Consider the following 21,736-nt stretch of genomic DNA (forward strand, 5'->3'; position numbering starts at 1 on the left):
GTCTATAATAGTGCGCTTCTTGATATTCATTTAAACACTGATCACCAGTATTTAAACTTCCTTACATTCGTTTATGGAATATATGCAATGAATGCGGCCGCTGTACAAGACGCTCCTCTCGTTGGAATTATTATGGGTTCTCAATCAGACTGGGCAACTCTCGAAAACACTGCCAATATGCTGAAACAGCTTGGTGTTCCTTTTGAAGCCGAAGTAGTTTCTGCGCATCGTACGCCAGACCGCTTATTTGAATATGCTGAAACAGCACGTGAACGTGGTATTCAGGTGATTATTGCTGGTGCAGGTGGTGCAGCGCATTTGCCAGGAATGTGTGCAGCAAAAACAGATTTGCCTGTGCTGGGTGTTCCTGTGAAATCTTCAATTTTAAATGGCGTTGATTCATTGTTGTCTATCGTACAAATGCCTGCAGGTATTGCAGTTGGCACATTAGCTATTGGCCCTGCGGGTGCAACCAATGCCGCAATCATGGCCGCTCAAATTTTAGGTTTAACTCGCCCTGAAATCGCAAAAAATGTTGCAGATTTCCGTGCCGCTCAAACCGATAAAGTGGCAAGTAAAAATATTCCGGGTCAAGCTTAAAAACGGGACACAGGTTATGAATAAAACCATCGGTATCTTTGGTGGTGGTCAACTCGGCCGTATGATGGCGCAAGCTGCGCTCCCATTAAATATCCAATGCACATTTTTTGAAGCTGATGCGGATTGTCCATCTGCAATATTGGGACACGTTTTTAGCACTAAAGCTGAAAATGGGTTACAAGATTTTATTGCCAGTGCAGATGTTTTTAGTTTGGAATTTGAAAATACGCCATTGATTGATGTTGATGTATTAACCAAGCAAAAAGATCTGTATCCGCCACGCCAAGCTTTAGCAATCGCACAACATCGTCTTTCTGAAAAAGCTTTATTTGATGAGCTGGAAATTCCTGTTGCGCCGTACAAAGCAGTCGATTCATTGGAGACGCTTAAGCTTGCAGTGAGTGAATTAGGCTTACCAATCGTACTTAAAACTGCGACAGGTGGTTATGATGGTAAAGGTCAATTTGTACTGCGTTCAGTCGATCAAATTGATCAGGCATGGGCTGAGTTGGGGCCAGCAGGATCATTAATCGCTGAAAGTTTTGTGATTTTTTCTCGTGAAGTTTCAATTATTGCGGTGCGTGGTATTGATGGTGATTTAAAAACTTGGCCTTTGGCTGAAAATCATCATCACAATGGTATTCTCTCGCATTCAATAGTTCCTGCTCCAAACAGTGCTGATTTACAGCCCGTTGCGCAGGAATACATCACCCGTTTGTTAAACCATTTGAACTATGTCGGTGTGTTAACACTTGAATTGTTTGTGACTGAAAAAGGCTTATATGCCAATGAGATGGCTCCACGTGTGCATAACTCTGGGCATTGGTCAATTGAAGGCGCAGTATGTTCGCAATTTGAAAATCACATTCGCGCAGTGGCAGGTTTACCACTCGGTTCAACCGAAGTGGTTCGACCAACAGTGATGGTAAATATCATTGGGCAACATCCGAAATCCGAAGATGTTTTAGCGTTAAAAGGTGCACATTTACACCTTTACAATAAAACAGAACGTGAAGGTCGTAAAATTGGTCATATCACCCTGATGCCAAATGATGCTGCTGAATTAACGACTTTATGTCGTCAATTGGCGAAGATTTTACCTAATCCATTGTCATTAAGCGAAGATATGAACATTTAAGCTTGATTTTGTATGTAAAAAAAGCGGTCAAACTCTTGCCCGCTTTTTTCTATTCTACTGTTCTGTATCATGACGCTCCCCCTATTTTATCGCTAAGCAATGACCCAAAAATGGATCATTTTCTGGGGCTATAAAAACAAGAATGATGAAAAAATAGCTTCAATAAACAGAAAAACAAGCATCTATATTTAAATTCAAAGTTCAAATTTAAAGGGTTTAAAACATTTGAATTCAAAAGTATTAACAGCAAAACCCAAAAAGTTATCCACTTTGCATTTAAATTAATTTGAGCGTGGTTTTTGAATTTAAAACTTTAAATTTAAACTTTTGCTTGTTCGAAGTGAAAATAACGACTGTGGATAAGTTTTAATTCATCAATCTAAAATCCAAATTGTGGATAAAAATAAACACTTAAGCGAGTTTTGAAGGGATTGAGTGGAATTTTAAATTTAAATCTAAGGTTGCTAAAATAATGATGTTTTTTGAATTCAAAAATTGTGCGAAAGTTTTGAATTTAAAAAATGATCAGTTTGCTGGGGTGTGGGTAACTATATTTAAATTCAAAACAGTGAACTGTGTATTATGAATTTAAAATCAAAAAATGAATTCAAAATTTACGTTTTTACATCTGTCATTTTATTCACAGACTGCTATGGTATTCACATAATTTAAATTTAAAACTTTTTGTGGATATTATGCGTCATTTAACTTTGATTTGTGGATCTGTTTTGTTGGCAGCATCGCATGCCAATGCTGAATTAATCATTAACGGTCAGGCTGTATCTAGCTCACCAATTACAACAACACCGAATACAAGCTATACACCCAATTCTAATTTTCAAAGCTGTATTGCAAATTTACGTTCGCAAGCAATCAGTTCAGGTGTTAGTGGGACAACCTTTGATCGTTATACGCAAAATCTAACACCTGATTATTCGGTCATTAGCAAACTGGATTATCAACCTGAGTTCTCAACACCGATTTGGGATTATCTTTCAGGTTTGGTCGATGAAGAGCGGGTAGAAAAAGGCCGTCAAATGCTGGCTCAGCATCGTGAAGTTTTAAACCGTGTCTCAGCAGCGTACGGCGTTCCAGCAGAAACGGTTGTTGCTGTTTGGGGCGTGGAAAGTAATTTTGGTGACATTTCAGGAAAATATCCTTTATTACAAGCTTTGGGAACTTTAAGTTGTGAAGGGCGTCGACAAGGTTATTTCCGAGGTGAATTCTTTGCCACAATGCGTATTTTACAACGAGGTGATTTACGCGAAGAACAGTTAAAAGGTTCATGGGCAGGGGCATTTGGTCATACTCAATTTATGCCTTCAACGTATGAAGAATTGGCCGTGGATTTTGATGGTGATGGTCGACGCGACTTGGTTTCAAGTACTTCGGATGCTTTGGCATCAACAGCAAACTTTTTGAAAAAACGTGGCTGGCAAACCGGAATGCCGTGGGGCTTTGAAGTAAAAATTCCAGCTGGCGCTTCTGTAAGTGGCGAAAGTCGTCGTAATAAAAAATCGTTGAGCACTTGGGTAAATCGTGGTTTTACTCGTGTTGATGGTACTCCAATCATTCAAGGCAATTTATCGGAAGGCGCTCAGGCCGGTTTAATGATGCCTGCGGGTGCAAATGGTCCAGCATTCTTAGTGTTTAAAAACTTTGATGCAATTTATTCGTACAATGCAGCGGAAAGTTATGCATTGGCAATTGCGCATTTGTCTGATCGGTTACAAGGCAAGGGCGGTTTTCAAACCGCATGGCCAACTGACGATGCAGGAACATCGCGTACAGAACGCCGAGAAATTCAAAATTACTTATTGAAAAAAGGCTATGCGATTGGCGATGCAGATGGCTTGATTGGCGATAAAACGCGTCAGGCTATTCAGCAAGAGCAAGTGAAGTTAGGATTGAGTCCAACAGGTCGAGCAGGGCAACAGATTTTAAAAGCTTTTAGAAATGAAGCTGCAAAGAATATGATGAAATAAACGTTTGATCTCACTTAAAAGGTCTGCATAAGCAGACCTTTTTTATGTGGATTATTCAATTGCGAAAGGGTCAATTTTGACCGCTTCTAGGACATCTAAAATGACGGCAGTAACATCCTGCGTATGATCACGATCATTAAAGATTTCATAGGCTGTAATGGTTACATCGGTATCGCTAGGTAACTGTTTTTGTTCTTCTTCAATTAAATGTTGAATTGGCAATAAGGTCTGTTTAATTTCAAGGTGTAGAACATCTTTAAACTCGACATTGTCGTCTTCTAGTTCAATGATTTGTTCGTTGAAATAAGGCAGCAGAATGGAATGGAGATAAGGTTGAAGTTCAGTAATATCAAAAATTTCAATATCACGAGTTTGCTCAATCGTGCTGATATGATCATTTACTTCTAAAATAATATGATAATAGCTCACAGTCATCTCCTCAATTTATTGCTTCAGGGGTTCACAATAACATGATTTTGCATAAAACTGATTTAAATACATAAATAAATTATGGATTTAAAATTGATAATCATCGCTAAATTTTGCTTATCGTTGTCTTGAGTTTAGCATGGCTAAATCCGCTGTGGTTAATCTAAAATTTTTCAAATCTTGTTCTTTCATCATTGGGTACATGAGTGCTTTAGGATCATTATTGTGCGCTAAGCCCAAAGCATGCCCCAGCTCATGTGCAATCGTGACACGTAAATCTTCGTCTGATGCAAATTCATAGATATTAATGGTTTTACCATCGAATACGCCTTTATCAAATTGGCGCGGTTGGAAACGACTATTAAAGTGATCCACAGATTGATTGTATTGTTGATTGACTGTGTTGAGTTGTTCAACTTGGTGATTTAATTCATAGACTTTTTGATTATAAATATCTAACTGTTGTTTGAGTTGGTTCTGCTCGATGATCAGTTGATTTTTCTGCTGATCTAGCTGAAATCTTGCTGAGGCATCTAAATTTTGATGGGATTGATTAAGAGTATTGACCAGCTGATTATACTGGTCAACTTTACGTTGATAATTGGTTTTTTGGAGGTCCAATTTATCATTGGTACGATCCAACTCAGCATGAAGTTGCTGAATTTTTTGCTTTTGGCCTTGGGTATATTGTTGGGTATTCTGCAAAATACGCAACTCTTGGTTTCTGGCACTAGATTCCGCTTGGCGTTCGTCATAAATTAAGTTAATCGTCAGTTTGGCCTGATCATCATAAACAAAGAGACTTTTCATGGTTCCTAAATGCCAAATATCTGTGGCTTGTTGTGCCAAATTTTGTACTTGCTGTTTACTGACATGAAAACGCGGATCTACTTCGCCAATACGATAACGTAAACGGGTATCTAAAGGATGCGTGATACGATCAATGGCAGAATTATGATTTAATTGCGGATACATCATGCGTTGTATCGCAAAATAAGCAGTAAAGGCAATTACACAGAGTAGAATCCAAAAACGCATGATTGATTTAAAAATAATTGTTGTTGTGGATAATTTATCTGAAAATATAACAATCGCAAATGCTTAAGCAAGTAAAGCTTGCGTGATCATTATAAATATTGATTTCAATTAATGATGTTTTTAACAAGCTGCTTTAGGTGGAAAACAACAATATGAATGGAACTCTGATTTTAGGCTGGATTTCTCTAATCCTTGGTATCGCTTGTTTGATAAGGGCTTTCTACAGCCTATTTCTTATGTTTCGATCACGTTTAGTGCTGGACTTAGTCTTAAATCAAAAAATTAAAAATTTTAAAATCAGCAAAAAGGGCGGCTATGCAATTTGGCAAGAGGGTCCATTATTTAAACTTGCACCTATGCTATTGATTCATCCACAAATCACCAATACAGATCTTCAGCAGATTGTGAAGCTATCACCAAGTACTGCAAGAGCAAGTAAAAATGGGTTTTCTCGTGCTTCAATGCTGATGTTTTATTGTGAGTTGGATGTTGGACACTATTGTTTAGAGGTACTCGATGGTTCGTCATTAAACCCAATCGAAGATAAGATTTCTCAGACCATCACCGATCATTTATCCATGCAAAAACAAGCTGACAGTCTATACAATTTACAGATACGTGAAAGCCTGAGCAAAAAGCAAAGAATCATCATGATCATTTGCATATTTGCAGGATTACTTTTGTTGATGAAAGGATTATTTACCATCATCGCACTGAGTTTGGGCATCGCGATGGAAGGTTCATTCACATAATCTGTTTATTTAAGCGTTAAACAGGACTTGGATATCAATAAATAAGAGAATAAAAGCAAAAACGCTGAGTAATCGATTCATCCAAACAGATCTTTTTAAATAGCCAGGGCTGATATATAAGGCTTTGAATTGTAAAGGATGCAGCATGATATAGCTGATTTTCTGTTTAAATACTGGAGAGACGGATTGTTGTTGTTGCTTTAAAACCACTTGGTGCAGAATAAAAGCATTTAGCCACCAGAGTATAAATAGAATGAGTAAAATAATGCTGATACTTAATGTCAAACGAATCCAAGCATTCTGTTCAAAATAGGCAATTTCAGTATAAAAATGGCTCATCAATACAATGCTGACCAGTAACATGGTGCGATAAAAAGTTTGCCGTGTAAATTCAAGGTGCAAAGGATGATTAAGCTTTTGTTTATCCGCTTTACTCACTATTTTCCCTGCAAAAAATGCAAAACCATGACATAGAATCTCTAAAAAGAGATATAAGCCAATGCTGATAGCAAGCGTTTTATACATGATTAATCGTGTATAAAAATAGGTTGATAGAGTGATGGAGTCACTAAAATCATCAATAAAATTCCAGAACAAACAAAGGCCAGATCGTTAAAAATCGCTGCATAACTGGTCATATAAATCCAATGCATAAAGGGCATAAAATAAATCAGAAATATTGGGAAAAATGTATAGAGATAAGCCTTTCTTGCCCATTCTTTTTTTAAACATAAACCAAATGTGATGATGAGGATGATTAAGCCTGCAACTGACATAACCCCCAATTCCCAAGCTTGCGGGTCTTGGTAAAGCGTTTTATCCAGAAGTTCTAACTCGGGTTCAGTACTGTATATATCGATGACTGCTGCAATGATAGGCAATATAAATTGCGCTATGATCAAGCTGTAATACACAGTATTGGATACAGCAGGAGAGTTTTTCATCGTTTGACTCATTATTATTGTGATAATTAAGATAAAAGATTTAGTGAAGATTGGCAATTGATCAATAAGAAAAACCACTCGATGACTAGAGTGATTTTTCGAGCTTTTTTATAGCACAATATCACTGACGAAATGTTGCACCACTTCGGTTAAATCTTTGGAAAGATAGTGTTGTGTATAGTGCTGTTTAAAATGGGCGTTGTAAGACTGTTCCGAGTCGAAGCGCTCCCAAAGTAGTAAACGGGTTGGTTCTTCTTGACATTGATGCAGTTGAAATAAGGTGCATTCAGGTTCTTGTTGAAGAGTGAGCTCACATAATGCTTGTAAGGCTTCACGGGTTTCTAATATTCTGTTTTTATCTTTAATTTTTAATTCTGCGGTGATGTAAAAACCTGAACTTAACATTGTCTACTCCTAACTCAAATCGTGAGTCAAAAATATTAACTGCTCGAGTTCACTCTAGCTCAAGCATTTTTTGTGCATATATTTCAATTTTATAGTCGACTATACTTTGTTCTTGCTTGAGTCTTTTAATTTCTTGTTTTAATTGAGCAGAATGCGCAATAAGAAGCGCTTGTCTTTGTTTTAAGGTTTGCTCTCCTTGTAGTCGAAATTGGGCAAAATCTTGCATTTTTTCTAAAGGCATGCCTGTTGATTTTAAGCGTTTTACCCATTCAAGCCATTCTAGATCAAGTTTGGTATGTACACGTCGCCCAGATTGATTACGATGGATATTTTTCAGTAAGCCTATTTGTTCATAATAACGAAGGGTATGGATAGAGAGTCCAGTTTTTTTAGAGATATCAGAGATAAACAAAAGTGACTCCATAGCTTTACGGATAAAAATAGATCATATAAAAAAACCGCTCAATCTCTTGAGCGGTTTTCTAAGATTAAAGTGACAAATTATTTTTTGTCATCTTTAACTTCAGTGAATTCAGCATCTACAACGCCATCATCAGCTTTTTGCTGTTGTTGGCCTGCATCACCACCGAATTGGTTAGGATCGAAGCCTTCAGCGCCGCCTTGACCTTGAGCTGCTTCATAAGCACGTTGAGTGATTGGCATAATGATGTTTTGTAAAGCTTCAGTTTTTGCTTTAATCGCATCAACATCATTTTCTTTTGCAGTCACTTCTAACTCAGAAACTGCTGCTTCAATTGCCGTTTTTTCATCAGCAGTAACTTGTTCGCCAAGATCTTTCACAGCTTTGTTTGCAGAAGCAACTAAAGCATCAGCTTCGTTACGTGCTTTTGCAAGTTCTTCAAACTTACGATCTTCTTCAGCATTTGCTTCAGCATCTTTGATCATTGCTTCGATTTCAGCATCAGACAAACCAGAGTTTGCTTTGATCTGGATCGATTGTTCTTTACCAGTACTCTTGTCTTTTGCTGATACTTTTAAGATACCATCAGCATTGATGTCGAACGATACTTCAATTTGTGGCACACCACGTGGTGCAGGTGGAATGTCGCCTAATTGGAAGTTACCCAACAATTTGTTTTGTTGAGCCATTTTACGTTCACCTTGGTAAACTGAAATATCTACCGCTGGTTGGTTATCTGCTGCTGTAGAGAATACTTGAGATTTCTTCGCAGGAATCGTAGTGTTTTTCTCAATAATTGCAGTTAATACGCCACCCATGGTTTCGATACCAAGTGTTAATGGTGTTACGTCAAGTAAAAGTACGTCAGTTTTGTCACCAGACAATACCGCACCTTGAATTGCAGCACCAATTGCAACAGCTTCATCTGGGTTCACATCTTTACGAGGTTCTTTACCGAAAAACTCTTGTACTTTCTGTTGAACCATTGGCATACGTGATTGACCACCAACCAAAATCACGTCAGAGATGTCAGAAGTCGAAAGACCTGCATCTTTAAGTGCGATACGGCAAGGCTCAATTGTACGCGCAACTAAATCAGCAACTAAACCTTCTAGTTTGGCACGTGTTACATTCATCACTAAGTGTTTAGGACCAGTTGCATCCGCAGTGATGTATGGTAAGTTAATTTCAGTCGAATTAGATGAAGAAAGCTCAATTTTAGCTTTTTCAGCTGCTTCTTTTAAACGTTGTAATGCAAGTGGATCTTGTTTCAAGTTGAAGTTTTGCTCTTTCTTGAACTCTTCAACTAAATAGTCGATCAATGCATTATCAAAGTCTTCACCACCAAGGAATGTATCACCATTGGTTGACAATACTTCGATTTGTTGGTCGCCATCTAAGTCAGCGATTTCAATGATTGATACGTCAAATGTACCACCACCTAAGTCATATACTGCAACTTTACGGTCGCCTTCTTTTTTGTCCATACCGAACGCAAGTGCAGCAGCAGTTGGTTCGTTAATGATACGTTTAACTTCTAGACCAGCAATACGACCAGCATCTTTTGTTGCTTGACGTTGTGCATCATTGAAGTAAGCAGGAACAGTAATAACAGCTTCTGTTACTGTTTCACCTAAATAATCTTCCGCAGTTTTTTTCATTTTTTTCAAAATTTCTGCAGAGATCTGTTGCGGTGCAAGTTTTTTGTCGTTTACTTCAACCCAAGCATCACCATTATCAGCTTTGATGATTTTGAATGGTGCAATACCGATATCTTTTTGTACTGCTTGGTCTTGATACTTACGACCAATTAAACGCTTGATTGCGAATAATGTATTCTTAGGGTTAGTCACTGCTTGACGTTTAGCAGATTGACCCACAAGAATTTCGCCATCTTTATATGCCACGATAGAAGGTGTTGTTCGTGCACCTTCAGCATTTTCAATTACTTTAACTTTATCGCCTTCAAGTACAGCAACACATGAATTCGTTGTACCTAAGTCAATACCAATAATTTTAGCCATAAATCAAATTCCTCTAAATTCTTTTGAATCCCTTGTGTCCTCTTTTTACAAAGGGGAGTTAAAAGGGATTTTCTTGTTATCCGATATGAGAGCCATTCAAAAATTTTCAAGTCATGATTTGTGAAAATTCATGAAAATATTTTTAAAAAGCTCCTATTTATTACCTTTATTGACCAACCATCACCATTGCAGGGCGAAGTAGTCGACCATTTAAGGTGTAGCCTTTTTGCAAAACTGTGCCAATTTGGTTGGCTTGTGCATTTGGGTCGATCCCGACAGCTTGATGTAAGTCCGCGTTGAAACCATTGGTTGTGTCTGCTTCAACAACACCGAATTTTTCTAAAGTGGTGAGAAGTGATTTCAAGGTCAGTTTTACGCCTTCTAGTACAGGTGTTTCTTCATCGCCACCTGCGAGGATGGCACGCTCAAGGTTGTCGACAGAGTTTAATAATTCTTTCGCAAACTTTTCTAACACGATGTCTTTATGCTTTTCAGCATCACGTTGAATACGTTCTACACTTTTCTGTGCTTCATAAACCGCGTTTGCAGTACGTGCTTTTTCGAGTTTTAAGCTCTCTTCAAGATGACTAATTTGAGCCTGTAAAGCTTCAACGGTAACTTCAACCTGTTCATTTTCAGCCTGAGTTTGCTGTTCGGCTTGCTCGTTTTGAATATCTTGGGCTTCTTGATTCTGCTCAGTTGCCATTGATTTACTCCGTTTAAATGGGTTCTTAAACATGTACAGTCCTTATCGGCAGCAGTTTTGCACTGTGTTCATTTTTGAACTGCCATGATCGTTTAATTCATTAATGAATAAGAAATGTGGGCGAGCCGCTAAAATTCAAGCAGTTTTAGAGATTATTTAATGAAATTCAGTGAAAAAAGCTGATCTAAGGGAGAAATCTCAAACTTTAAAGATATTTTTGTTGGAATAATCATCAAATCAGTGATTATTTTTTTAGATTAAAAATTTAACTTTATTGATGATAGATGCAGCTATTGCTCAAAAATGATGAGTAAATTCAAAAATTAAAATTGAATGAACAGATTAAAATGCTTAATTTACATGTAAAACCGATTAAACTTATTGAAAATAAGGTTTTGCGAAAAAGCAATAATTTAATTATCATGCTCCATAGATTCTATGGCTGTAGTTTCTTTTTTTAGTTTGAACAATGTTTTCATCGCTTATCCAATCTTCTTGGATAAGCTTTTTTTTGTCTTGTAAAAAGCCATTAACAATGTAAGTAATCCGAAACTTTTATGGTAAAAGTATATCTTTTATCAGGTAGACTTTTGCCTAACCGCATTTAATCCCATCAAAAAATCTAGTGAAATGAAACAAGTATAATGAAAAATAAAATCGGTCAATATAAATCATTGATTTAATAAACTTTGCATAACTTATACGGCAACACCTTAAAAGTCTAACCAAGCTTCAACGAAGTTTGCAGAAAAAATAGCAATCATAGTCAGCACGACAACGCAGTCCTGTGTTGCCGTTTTTTGATAGAGTGATAAAGGAATTTATGATGAAAAAATCAGGTCTTATTTTTATGCTATTGGCTGGTGTTGCGGTTATGAGTACGGCGTGTACATCAAGTGAAACAACACAAGCACCTGAAACAACCCAATCAGCACCAATGGGTTCTGCAGATCAACAGCAATCGGCACAAACTGCGACTGTAGATCCGACTCAACAAGGTACTGCTGTTGAGGGAGATGCAACGATTCAGCAATCACAACCTGCTCAAGCAACCAATGACCCAAGTTTAGTTGAACAACCTTCAGCTCAGTAAATTTTAAAATAAAAAATCAGGCAATTTATGGATGCCTCCATTGCCTGATTTTTATCAACAACTTTTGATGAGAGGTTACTCACCCGCCAAAGAACATTCAAAGTTGGTTCGATCTACAGTACATCGCGCCCGTTTAAGCACTGACATCATGGTCGGATCGTAAATACCTTGTCGGGTTAAATCCATACGTCCATCTCGTAAAAGCTTTTGATATTTTTCAGTATCTGCTTTACTTAAATTCAAACGATATTTAGCTGGAATGCCTTCTTCTAAACGTTTGACCATACTGAATTGACGAGGAAGTTGCTTGATAAACCACGTTCTAGAATCATTGCCAAAAGTAGCAGGGAATTTTTGAGATCTAAACACCAAATCTGCAGTGACATTTAGCACTGGAAAATTGATCAATGCACCTTTAGAGCCAAGCCCTTTTTCCATTTCTAAAGGTTTAAAGGCGTAAGCTGGCGCACCCACCATTGGTACTTCACCTGTATTAAACTTCTTAATAAAATTGGAAATATCCGAAGGAACAGGAATTGCTCCGACACGTTCAACCATTGCAATCTGTGCTTTGTCATACGCCAATACCGCAAATTTCTTACCTTTACCTTTTTCAATAGTATTAATGGTTCGATCGTTCACAAAGATATATGCAGGGCCAATTTGACCGATTCCACCAATTTCTATTTCTTCATTGTCTATCTTGGTTTTTAAGCGTTTTACATTACGCTTATCCAAAACAAAGGTAATCGCCTTGAGTGCAATGGCATTGGTTGGAACCCCCCCCAGCGCGTCAATAGACCCTGCGAATTTATTGTATTGGCGTGCACGCATTGTGGTGATATAGGCAGCATCACATTTACCATTTTTAAAATCTTTATCAGCAAGCTCTTCATTTTGGTAAGCAATCAGCTGGACATCGGTATTCCATGTTTTTGCAGCGAGTGCCCACTCTTCCATCATTTTATAGGATTCGCCAGCTTTCCCTAATAAATCAAAAACACAGATTTCTTGTTTTGCTTGAGAGGTGCTTGATATTCCTAATAATACGATTGTAGTAAGGGCAAGAAATTCCTTTTTCATGTTATATCCTTATACTTAAAACGCGTTTTATTTATACTAAATATAGTAATATTATTTGAATAAAAATAGAGTTTTTACTCTATTTCCGATGAGTAAACCATTGAATGGCTTGCTTAATGTGATTTATTTATCCTAATAAAATATTATTGTGATATTGTTTTGTTTGTTGGTGTGGGTTTAGTGGCCTAATTAAAATCTTGTTAATTTTGATCGATCTAGAAAAATAAAATAGATTTCAAGTTTTGTTAATCAATAAAACATATAAGTAAATCTAAAAAACGTATTTTTAATAATATACAAAAAAACCGTACCATGAGGCTGATTCCCATCTCTTTTTATTTATTCTAGTCCACACATTGATCATGAAATTTCAGCAACTGATTTTGCTTTGCTCAGCCATAAGTTTATATAGCTATAGTGGTTTGGCAAATGCTCGCCCTATCGTCATTGGTTATCAAACCAACATAGAACCTGCCAAAGTTGCACAGGCTGATGGTGTGTATGACAAAGTAATTGGGGAAAAACTGGATTGGCGCTTATTTAATAGTGGCGCAGAAGTTTTAACTGCATTGGCTTCAGGTTCTGTAGATATCGCACTGATTGGTTCAAGTCCTTTGGGGGCAGCTGTTGCCAATAATTTGCCCATAGAGGTGTTTTTAATTTCTACCGATCTGAAAAGTGCGGAAGCCTTAGTAGTAAGAAATGGCTCAGGAATTAATAGTCCTCAGGACTTAATTGGGAAAAAGGTGGCCACCCCATTTGCTTCGACTTCCCATTACAGTTTATTGGGGGCTTTGCAGCATTGGAATATTAAAACCAATCAAATACGGTTGTTGAACCTAAAACCAGCTGAAATTAATGCAGCATGGCGCAGAGGCGATATAGATGCAGCTTTTGTCTGGTCACCTGCACTTGCCAATATTAAGAAAACCGGTAAGGTCATCACAGATGCAGGGCAGGTTGGGCAATGGGGATCTCCTACATTTGAAGTTTGGGTGGCACGTAAAGATTTTGCACAGAAGCATCCTGAAGTCTTAGCAAAGTTTTCAACAGTGACACTGAACTATTATCAATCCTATAACCAGAATAAAAGTCGTTGGACTGCCAACTCGGCTGAAGTGCAAAAAATTGCCAAAATTACTGGTGTAGATGCTCAAGATGTGCCAGCGCTTCTTGCTGGTGCCGCCTATCCAGAACGTCAGGCGCAATTAAGCACTCAATACCTTGGTGGGCGGACCACACAGAATATTGTCAATTCAGTGAACTTTTTAAAAGCACAGGGTCTGGTGAGAAAAGTTTCTCCAAATTATCAACAGTTTATTAACACACGTTTTATTCAAACATCGAAATAGAGATCGGAAGTATTCATCATGGCTGTATTGACTGTAGAACACGTACAAGCACAGTATCCGGGTGCTGAACAACCGGTACTGAAAGATGTTTCATTTCAACTGGGCTCTGAGCAACTGATGGTTGCATTAGGTGCTTCAGGCAGTGGTAAAACAACCTTATTAAATCTGATTGCTGGATTTACTCAGCCACAAGCAGGCACATTAAAACTGGATGGCGAAGTAATCATTGCACCCAGCCGAGACCGTGGTGTGGTGTTCCAAGATGATGTTTTATTGCCTTGGCAAAATGTAGAAGACAATATTGCTTTTGGTTTAGAGCTTGCAGGATTTGATAAAAAAACACGTCAAAACCGTGCACAAGCATTACTCAAATTGGTGAATTTAGAAGGCTTTGGTCAACGCCATATCTGGGAACTTTCAGGCGGGCAACGTCAACGGGTTGGTTTAGCACGTGCTTTGGCTTCTGACCCTAAAATATTATTGATGGATGAGCCTTTTGGTGCTTTGGATGCCTTTATTCGTGAACAAATGCAGTGCTTATTATTAGATATTTGGAAGAGCACGTCCAAACCCACATTCTTAATTACCCATGACATCGAAGAAGCTGTTTTTCTAGCAACAGATCTAATTATTCTTGCACCGAATCCTGGGCGAATTGTGGAAAAGCTAGAGTTGGATTTTGCTAAACGCTATGCCCATGGTGAGCCAGCACGAAGTATTAAATCAGATCCTAAGTTTATTGAAATGCGAGAGCATGTGTTGAGTTGTGTGTTTATTCAAAATAATCAGGATCAATACCATGTTGCTCAGAGTGACCAAACTCAAGTGGAAAAGGTGGAGTAATGACAGCACAATTAGACCCTAAATTGATCCCTCGTACAGTTGAATCTCAGACTGTGGTGGTGAAGGTTCCACGTGAAGTCAATATTACCTTGATTAGTAGTATCACGATCATTACTTTGATTGCAATTTGGTGGCTGGTCACCACTTTAGGCTGGATTGATGCTTTATTCTTACCATCACCAACCGCCGTTTTGCAGCGTTTCAATGATTTGTTCAGCAATGGCTATATGAGTATTAGCTTGTGGAGTCATATTAGTGCAAGTTTGGGTCGTATTGGCACGGCATTAATTGCTGCGGTCATCACTGCGATTCCAGTTGGGATTGCGATTGGTCGTAATAAAGTTGTACGGGGTATTTTAGATCCCATCATTGAGTTTTATCGTCCGATTCCGCCGCTGGCGTATTTACCCTTGATTGTAATTTGGTGTGGTATTGGTGAATTATCCAAGGTGCTACTGATTTATCTGGCAATTTTTGCACCGATTGTTATTGCAACAGCAACCGGTGTACGTTCAGTCGATCAAGCTAAAATTCGTGCTGCACAGTCTTTGGGTGCAAGCCCAATGCAAATTATTAAACATGTGGTTTTACCAAGTTCTTTACCGAGTATTTTAACCGGTATCCGTATTGGTCTTGGGGTGGGATGGTCGACTTTGGTGGCAGCAGAGTTGGTTGGAGCTTCTGAAGGTTTAGGCTTTATGGTGCAATCTTCTTCACAGCTTTTGGCTACAGATGTGGTGATTGTGGGGATTTTAATTATTGCTGTGATTGCCTTTATTTTGGAAATTGGTTTACGTCGTTTACAAAGGAAATTAGTCCCTTGGGATAAGCAATCTCAGTAAGTTATTTTCGCTACACTGTTCGATAGCATATCGCCATATTTAGTTTTAACATTTTAATATATCGTGAGAAGATCGAGGAAGAAATGAACGCTGTTGTTTCAAATATTTTTAAAGTTACCCCATTAAATCCAACGATTGGTGCGCTGATTGAAGGTGTGAATTTCAATCAGCCTTTAACACCTGAACAAAAGGCTTTGATTGAAGCAGCTTTATTGAAACATCAGGTGATCTTTTTCAGAAATCAGCCGATGACTGCACAGCAACATGCAGCTTTGGCGCGTCAATTTGGTCAGTTACATATCCACCCAATTTACCCTAATATTCCAGAACAACCAGAAATCATGGTTTTAGATACGGAATTAAATGATTTACGGGATAATGCATTGTGGCATACCGATGTGACTTTTCTTGAAGCACCAGCAATGGGCGCAATTTTAAGTGCAAAAAAAGTCCCTGCATGGGGTGGAGATACACTTTGGTCAAGTGGAACAGCGGCGTTTGAAGCATTATCCAAACCGATGCAAGCGATGTTGTCTGGTTTAACTGCAACACATGATATTGCACGTTCATTTCCAGTAGATCGTTTTGGTGGTGATCCTGCCGAATTAGAAAAGCTAGAACAGGCTAAGAAAAAACATCCTCCGATTAGCCATCCTGTGATTCGTACTCATCCTGTCACAGGTCGCAAAGCTTTGTTTGTGAGTGAAGGTTTTACCACACGAATCAATGAACTCGAAGCCAAAGAAAGCGATGCTGTTTTGAAAATGTTGTTTGAACATATTCAGAAACCAGAGTTTGTAGTGCGTTGGTCGTGGCAGGCCAATGATGTGGCATTTTGGGATAATCGTTGTACCTTCCATTATGCTGTTGATGATTACCGTCCTCAGCACCGTGTTATGAATCGAGCCACTTTGATGGGTGATAAACCTTTTTATCAAGCAGATTAAGGTTTAACTTGTTATAAAATCCAATCAAATTTGATTGGTTTTTTATTTTTGAAACAACTGAATTTGAATATAACTTTTTGAAACTTCAACGTTTAAAAAATACATTAAAGAAAAAAATCATAAAGTGAGCTGTTGTTAAAAGTATAGATATGCTGTGTTTGTCGGTGTTCAGAAAACAATTTGAATATTTAAGCTCTGATGAAACCTTGTTGCTGAGCAATAATGTTTAATTATTCATCAAAATTAAACAAATGATCAACATACTAGGCCATAAATATTTATTGCTTGTTGGAAATATCATGTTGATTAATAATAAAAAGCAAATCATTTTGCTAAGTGTACTGTCTACGCTGTTGGTTGCTTGTAATGATGATAATGATCATTCAAATACTGAAAAACCAATAGAGGCAAAAGCTTTAGAACTGAATATCTTGCATATTAATGACCATCATTCACATTTAGATGAAGAAAGCATTAAATTTAAAAGCAATGTGGGGACAGGGGATGAAGAGTTTAGTGTTGCAAGCGGTGGATTTGCACGTGTTGCCAGCTTAATTAACCAACTTGCAGTAGAAAAGAAAAATGCTTTAAAAATACATGCTGGTGATGCGATCACTGGCGATTTGTACTATAACTTAACAGATGGTAAAGCAGACGCAGATGCAATGAACACCGTTTGTTTTGATACATTTACGCCGGGTAACCATGAGTTTGATTCTAAAGATGATGGATTAAAGAAATTTATTGGTTTCTTGGATCAAAGTTCTTGTAAAGACAAAACCCAAATTTTAACGGCCAATGTCAGTTTTGGTGCATCTTCACCGTTGTATAAAACCAATCGCATTTTGAAGTCACAAGTGTTTGAAAAGGAGGGAGTGAAATTTGCAATCATTGGTTTAACGGTTGCCAAGAAAACCAAAAACTCTTCTCAACCGAATGCTGATACATTGTTTGCAGATGAAATTGAAACAGCACAAAAAGAAATAAATCAATATAAAGCACAAGGTATTAAAAATATTATTCTTCAAACCCATGTGGGATATGACTTAGACCAACAGCTGGCAAAATCACTTACCGATGTTGATGTGATTATTGGGGGTGATTCACATACGTTATTGGGCCCTGACAGTCTTAAAAAATATGGCATGACACCTGAAGGTGCTTATCCAACACAGCTGAGAAACAAAGATGGTCAATTGGTCTGCGTCGCGCAAGCTTGGCAGTACAGTTATATCGTGGGCGATTTAAATGTGAAGTTTGACAAAAACGGGAATGTCGAAAGCTGTAGTGGAACACCACATGTACTCATTGGGAATAACTTTACCCGTACCGCCAAAGACGCAAAAGCAGTCACCGAAACTGAAAAACAAGCAATTCTGACGCAATTTAAAACAGATCAGGCCCCATTTACTGTTGTAATGCCACTACAAAACACCTTGGATGTTTTAAAACCGTATCAGGAACAAAAGAAAAAATTTGCTCAAGAAATCGTAGGTCAAGCCACAGATAATCTCTGTTCACGTCGAGTCCCTGGTACACAACGTGATGTAAATCGTTCAACACTCGGCGATATCTGTAATAAGAATACCCACGTCGATCAACATGGTGGAGATATTCAACAAATTATTGCTGAAGCGTTTTTACAACAAGGAAAGACCTTCTTTGGCGCTGATATCTCATTCCAAAATGGTGGTGGTGTCCGTGAAGATGTTGCTTTAGGGGATGTGACAGTTGGTAAAATTTATAATGTCTTACCGTTCAAGAATACATTGTTGCGTTTAGATTTGACGGGTGCTGAAGTTAAAGCCACCTTAGAGGATGCAATAGATGGTGTGATTGCCCAGAATAATACGGGTAGCTACCCATATACTGGTGGTATGCGTTGGAATGTTGACTTTACTAAAGACAAAGGCCAGCGTCTTAACCAAATACAAGTACGTAATGCATCTGGGCAATATGAAAATCTTGATCTCAATAAGATTTACAAAGCGATCACGATTGATTTTCTTGCGAATGGTGGTGACTACTATACCACCTTGAAAACCATTACTGGTGAGCGCCGTGTGAATGTTGGCTTAGACTATGCGGAGGCTTTCCTTAAATATGCCCAAGGTTTGGCTGGTCAGACAGGTCAAAAGAAAATTAATAAATTAGCAACGGCTGAATACAGTACCCAGCTATTTATCGATAAAGCAAAATAAACTGAAACAGACAATCAAAATCCCGCTTCGGCGGGTTTTTTGTTGGGGCGTTAGTGGAAACTGACAAAATCCTATGTTCGTGATGAATGCGTAATAAATAATTGCAAAAATCTATCCTTAACTTTAAAATGAGCCAAAATTTAGCCACGATGGCTTAAATAATCACAAAGACAACCTCAATTTTCTTTTTACTTGCCTCAATTTGATCTTGTAACGTTGCCTTTTGACAAGATTGTTTACAACCACTCACTGGTTGCAGGATAACCATAATATCTTGATTGAACCCATCATTTTAAGCAGGGTGCTTAAAATGTGATTTGAATCAGCTGTTAAATTCAATATTCGGGAGAAAAATCATGTTGTTTAACGTATTTCTCATTTTGGGCTTTAAATAGACCCTATACATTTTTAATCGTTTAAATTAAACGAAAATAAACCTTATTTTAAAGAATATACATGTTCTGAGGGATGACTTTGCTTGCAGAAAATGCAAATTGAAAAAAGTTTAGCCTTAGTCATGAAAAGAAAAAAGTGAATATATGAACGAATATATTAATCAACCTTTTGCACAAAATATGCATCAGGTTGACGTAGCGGATTTTGCTGAAATTTCTCCGATTGTAAAACTTTGGGCTTTTCGATTTTTGGTCGAGTTAGGTGGTGCAAAAGAATTTATTTCTGATCATTGCTTTAGTCATCAATGGATTGCAAAAAAGTTAGGTTTTTCTGAAGCATTACTTGCAGATAAGTTCGATGAGCAAGCTGCTTATCAGGAACTTAACCATTTGCATAAAAATAGCCAACAGCAAAATTTATTAGATAATTTTCAGTTCAATGCTGAATTGCAATATAACCTAAAGTTAATACAGCAATTACTGGATTTAAATGCTGTTGAAAGCACGATTTTAGGCTTTATCGTGATGTTAAACAGTGAACAACTTCTAGATGATATTGCGGATACCATCGGTGAATTGACTGCGTCTAAAACCATACGTGCTTTGGCTGTGGTTTTAGATTTACCTTATGAAGCAATTCGGCAGGCTTTGTCTGTACAAGGGCGTTTACATCGCAGTGGCTTAATCAGTGTTCAACAACACTATCGTAATTATTTACGTGGGAAATTGAATCTGGTGTCAAACCAATTGGCTGATAAGTTATTGGTGAAAACCAATGATGTGATGGATCTGTTTGTTGGAACCATTAATAAAAGTCAGCCTGCTGAATTAACCTTAGAGGATTATCCTCATTTACACACTGAATTGACTTTACTCCTAGCTTACTTAAAGCAAGTCAAAATGAGTAAGCAACAGGGGGTAAATATCTTCCTTTATGGCACTTCAGGCACAGGAAAGACACAACTGTGTAAGACCCTTGCAGATGAAATGGCGGTGCAACTTTTTGAAATCTCCTGTGAAGATGAAGATGGTGATGCAATTTCAGCCACAGGCCGTTTATGTGCGTATCGTGCAGCGCAGTGCATTTTCGACAGTCAATCTGCTTTATTGCTGTTTGATGAAGTTGAGGATGTATTTAATGACACCGAAAATGGCGTGGGGATGAAAAGCACTGCACAAAGTCGTAAGGCTTGGGTCAATCGTATTTTAGAGCAAAATCGTACACCAACGATTTGGGTGTCTAATTCTGATCAGCTCGATCCTGCGTTTATACGCCGTTTTGATATGGTGCTTGAAATTAAAGTGCCACCTAAAAAGCAACGCAGAAGCTTTATCGAACAACATTGTGGTCAAGAACTTAATCCTTTGTATCAGGAAGCCTTGGCCAATGTTGAGCAATTATCTCCAGCAATTTTACGCCGTAGTTATCGTGTTGCCAAAGCGGCTCAAATGCACAATGAGCATTTAGTGGTTCAGGAAAGCATGACCAAATTGGTGTCCAATACCTTAAAAGCACAGGGTCATCAAAGCATTAAATTGCAAGATAGTAATGCTTTGCCCAAGTTCTATGATCTGAACTATATCAATTGTAAGCAGAATCTTGCGGAGATCGCATCTGGTATCCTGCAACATGGTTTTGGCCGTTTATGTTTATACGGAGCATCTGGAACAGGTAAAACTGCATTTGCACGATGGTTATCTGAAACTATCAATAGACCTTTACTGATTAAGCGTGGTTCAGACTTAATTTCTGCTTGGGTGGGTGAAACAGAACAAAACCTTGCTAAAGCGTTTCAAGAAGCCGAAGACTTACAGGCAATTTTGTTGTTGGACGAAGTAGATGGCTTATTACAAGACCGCCGTCAAGCAACCCGCTCTTGGGAAGTTTCGCAAGTAAATGAGTTTTTGGTTCAACTCGAAAGCTTTAATGGCGTCGTAGTGGCGACAACCAATCGTTTTGATGAACTTGATCAAGCTGCATTACGCCGTTTCGATTTTAAAATGCATTTTGATTTTTTAAATTATGCACAGCGTTTGGCTTTACTGGAAAATATCTGTATACAGCTCAAACTTGTTGTTCATGAAGCCGATATAAAAGTAAAACTGCAATCTTTAGATCGTTTAAGTGTCGGAGACTTCTCTGTGATTGTACGACAGTCCTGTTTTCATCCTTTTGAAAATGTGGATTCTATTCTGCAGCATTTAACAGATGAAATGACTGCAAAATATAAAAGTGCACAAAGTATAGGATTTACCGCATCAAATTGATGCGGTTTTTCTTTTTGAATCCTGATTTAGGTGAATAAAGCTCAGATTTTGTGATTCGAGAGTGGAAAACAAAGCATAAAAATAACTTTAATATGAAAAAACTAATGAAAAATGCTTAAAAAATAGATAAAAAGCATAAAAAAATGCTGATTTTGAGGAAAAAACGCACATCCGATAAAAAAGTTTAAAAAAAGGGGTTGTGTTGGGAATGGAATGCTGTAGAATGCACATCCATCGGCGGTGATGTTAAATAAAACTTCTGATAAATCA

Annotated in this window: 20 protein-coding genes; 11 read left to right on the forward strand and 9 right to left on the reverse strand. The window is 37.9% G+C overall.

Features of this window, described 5'->3' with window-relative positions; genetic code table 11:
• The first annotated feature begins 87 nt into the window (after positions 1 to 87).
• From purE to ACG9ZL_RS17680, 3 genes are all read left to right on the forward strand, one after another.
• Complete coding sequence (purE, locus tag ACG9ZL_RS17670) at positions 88 to 600, forward strand: 5-(carboxyamino)imidazole ribonucleotide mutase (protein ID WP_004718991.1); 513 nt, start codon at positions 88 to 90, stop codon at positions 598 to 600.
• A gap of 16 nt (positions 601 to 616) precedes the next feature.
• Positions 617 to 1,738 (forward strand): 5-(carboxyamino)imidazole ribonucleotide synthase, encoded by a 1,122-nt coding sequence (locus ACG9ZL_RS17675; RefSeq protein WP_419360970.1) that lies wholly within the window; start codon positions 617 to 619, stop codon positions 1,736 to 1,738.
• 695 nt (positions 1,739 to 2,433) lie between these two features.
• A complete protein-coding gene (locus ACG9ZL_RS17680) occupies positions 2,434 to 3,723 on the forward strand; it encodes a lytic murein transglycosylase (protein WP_336954602.1) in 1,290 nt (429 codons plus the stop codon).
• 51 nt (positions 3,724 to 3,774) lie between these two features.
• Here ACG9ZL_RS17680 and ACG9ZL_RS17685 read toward each other — a convergent pair whose 3' ends face one another.
• A complete protein-coding gene (locus ACG9ZL_RS17685; RefSeq protein WP_154130490.1) occupies positions 3,775 to 4,158 on the reverse strand; it encodes a hypothetical protein in 384 nt (127 codons plus the stop codon).
• Positions 4,159 to 4,269: 111 nt separating this feature from the next.
• Positions 4,270 to 5,190 carry a matrixin family metalloprotease gene (locus ACG9ZL_RS17690; protein WP_336954601.1) on the reverse strand — a complete coding sequence of 307 codons (921 nt, stop codon included), beginning with the start codon at positions 5,188 to 5,190 and terminating at the stop codon, positions 4,270 to 4,272.
• A gap of 152 nt (positions 5,191 to 5,342) precedes the next feature.
• Here ACG9ZL_RS17690 and ACG9ZL_RS17695 point away from each other — a divergent pair, with 152 nt between their 5' ends.
• Positions 5,343 to 5,942, forward strand: a complete 600-nt coding sequence (locus tag ACG9ZL_RS17695; RefSeq protein ID WP_419360972.1) for a hypothetical protein — start codon at positions 5,343 to 5,345, stop codon at positions 5,940 to 5,942.
• Between the two features lie 9 nt (positions 5,943 to 5,951).
• On the opposite strand, the gene ACG9ZL_RS17700 is transcribed toward ACG9ZL_RS17695, so the two are convergent.
• From ACG9ZL_RS17700 to grpE, 6 genes are all read right to left on the reverse strand, one after another.
• Positions 5,952 to 6,467: a hypothetical protein gene (locus ACG9ZL_RS17700; RefSeq protein WP_336954599.1), complete on the reverse strand. Its 516-nt coding sequence runs from the start codon at positions 6,465 to 6,467 to the stop codon at positions 5,952 to 5,954.
• Positions 6,468 to 6,469: 2 nt separating this feature from the next.
• Positions 6,470 to 6,886: a hypothetical protein gene (locus ACG9ZL_RS17705; protein ID WP_419360974.1), complete on the reverse strand. Its 417-nt coding sequence runs from the start codon at positions 6,884 to 6,886 to the stop codon at positions 6,470 to 6,472.
• 108 nt (positions 6,887 to 6,994) lie between these two features.
• Positions 6,995 to 7,291 (reverse strand): putative quinol monooxygenase, encoded by a 297-nt coding sequence (locus ACG9ZL_RS17710; protein ID WP_419360975.1) that lies wholly within the window; start codon positions 7,289 to 7,291, stop codon positions 6,995 to 6,997.
• Positions 7,292 to 7,340: 49 nt separating this feature from the next.
• Positions 7,341 to 7,703, reverse strand: coding sequence for a MerR family transcriptional regulator (locus ACG9ZL_RS17715; RefSeq protein ID WP_419360977.1), 363 nt, complete (start codon positions 7,701 to 7,703; stop codon positions 7,341 to 7,343).
• An 89-nt stretch (positions 7,704 to 7,792) separates the two neighbouring features.
• A complete protein-coding gene (gene dnaK, locus ACG9ZL_RS17720) occupies positions 7,793 to 9,736 on the reverse strand; it encodes a molecular chaperone DnaK (RefSeq protein WP_336954595.1) in 1,944 nt (647 codons plus the stop codon).
• A gap of 166 nt (positions 9,737 to 9,902) precedes the next feature.
• A complete protein-coding gene (gene grpE / locus ACG9ZL_RS17725; RefSeq protein WP_004719014.1) occupies positions 9,903 to 10,442 on the reverse strand; it encodes a nucleotide exchange factor GrpE in 540 nt (179 codons plus the stop codon).
• A gap of 823 nt (positions 10,443 to 11,265) precedes the next feature.
• Between grpE and ACG9ZL_RS17730 the strand changes: the two genes are divergently transcribed.
• Positions 11,266 to 11,535, forward strand: a complete 270-nt coding sequence (locus ACG9ZL_RS17730; protein WP_244014501.1) for a hypothetical protein — start codon at positions 11,266 to 11,268, stop codon at positions 11,533 to 11,535.
• Positions 11,536 to 11,610: 75 nt separating this feature from the next.
• On the opposite strand, the gene ACG9ZL_RS17735 is transcribed toward ACG9ZL_RS17730, so the two are convergent.
• A complete protein-coding gene (locus ACG9ZL_RS17735; RefSeq protein WP_336954594.1) occupies positions 11,611 to 12,618 on the reverse strand; it encodes a putative solute-binding protein in 1,008 nt (335 codons plus the stop codon).
• Positions 12,619 to 12,980: 362 nt separating this feature from the next.
• On the opposite strand from ACG9ZL_RS17735, the gene tauA reads away from it, so the two are divergent.
• The 6 genes from tauA (at position 12,981) to ACG9ZL_RS17765 (ending at position 21,466) form a co-directional block, all read left to right on the forward strand.
• Positions 12,981 to 13,970 (forward strand): taurine ABC transporter substrate-binding protein, encoded by a 990-nt coding sequence (tauA, locus tag ACG9ZL_RS17740; protein WP_336954593.1) that lies wholly within the window; start codon positions 12,981 to 12,983, stop codon positions 13,968 to 13,970.
• 18 nt (positions 13,971 to 13,988) lie between these two features.
• Positions 13,989 to 14,813: a taurine ABC transporter ATP-binding subunit gene (tauB, locus tag ACG9ZL_RS17745; protein WP_419360979.1), complete on the forward strand. Its 825-nt coding sequence runs from the start codon at positions 13,989 to 13,991 to the stop codon at positions 14,811 to 14,813.
• Positions 14,813 to 15,655, forward strand: a complete 843-nt coding sequence (gene tauC, locus ACG9ZL_RS17750; RefSeq protein ID WP_419360980.1) for a taurine ABC transporter permease TauC — start codon at positions 14,813 to 14,815, stop codon at positions 15,653 to 15,655. The genes tauB and tauC overlap by 1 nt, the downstream gene beginning before the upstream one ends.
• Positions 15,656 to 15,738: 83 nt before the next feature.
• On the forward strand, positions 15,739 to 16,602 hold the full coding sequence (tauD, locus tag ACG9ZL_RS17755; RefSeq protein ID WP_004719027.1) for a taurine dioxygenase: 864 nt from the start codon (positions 15,739 to 15,741) through the stop codon (positions 16,600 to 16,602).
• Between the two features lie 299 nt (positions 16,603 to 16,901).
• The gene (locus ACG9ZL_RS17760; RefSeq protein WP_336954586.1) at positions 16,902 to 18,803 is read left to right on the forward strand and encodes a 5'-nucleotidase C-terminal domain-containing protein; all 1,902 of its coding nucleotides are present in this window, start codon (positions 16,902 to 16,904) and stop codon (positions 18,801 to 18,803) included.
• A 539-nt stretch (positions 18,804 to 19,342) separates the two neighbouring features.
• On the forward strand, positions 19,343 to 21,466 hold the full coding sequence (locus ACG9ZL_RS17765) for an AAA family ATPase (protein WP_419360982.1): 2,124 nt from the start codon (positions 19,343 to 19,345) through the stop codon (positions 21,464 to 21,466).
• Positions 21,467 to 21,736: the final 270 nt, after the last annotated feature.

This window comes from Acinetobacter legionensis (assembly GCF_048551735.1).
GTDB lineage: Bacteria > Pseudomonadota > Gammaproteobacteria > Pseudomonadales > Moraxellaceae > Acinetobacter.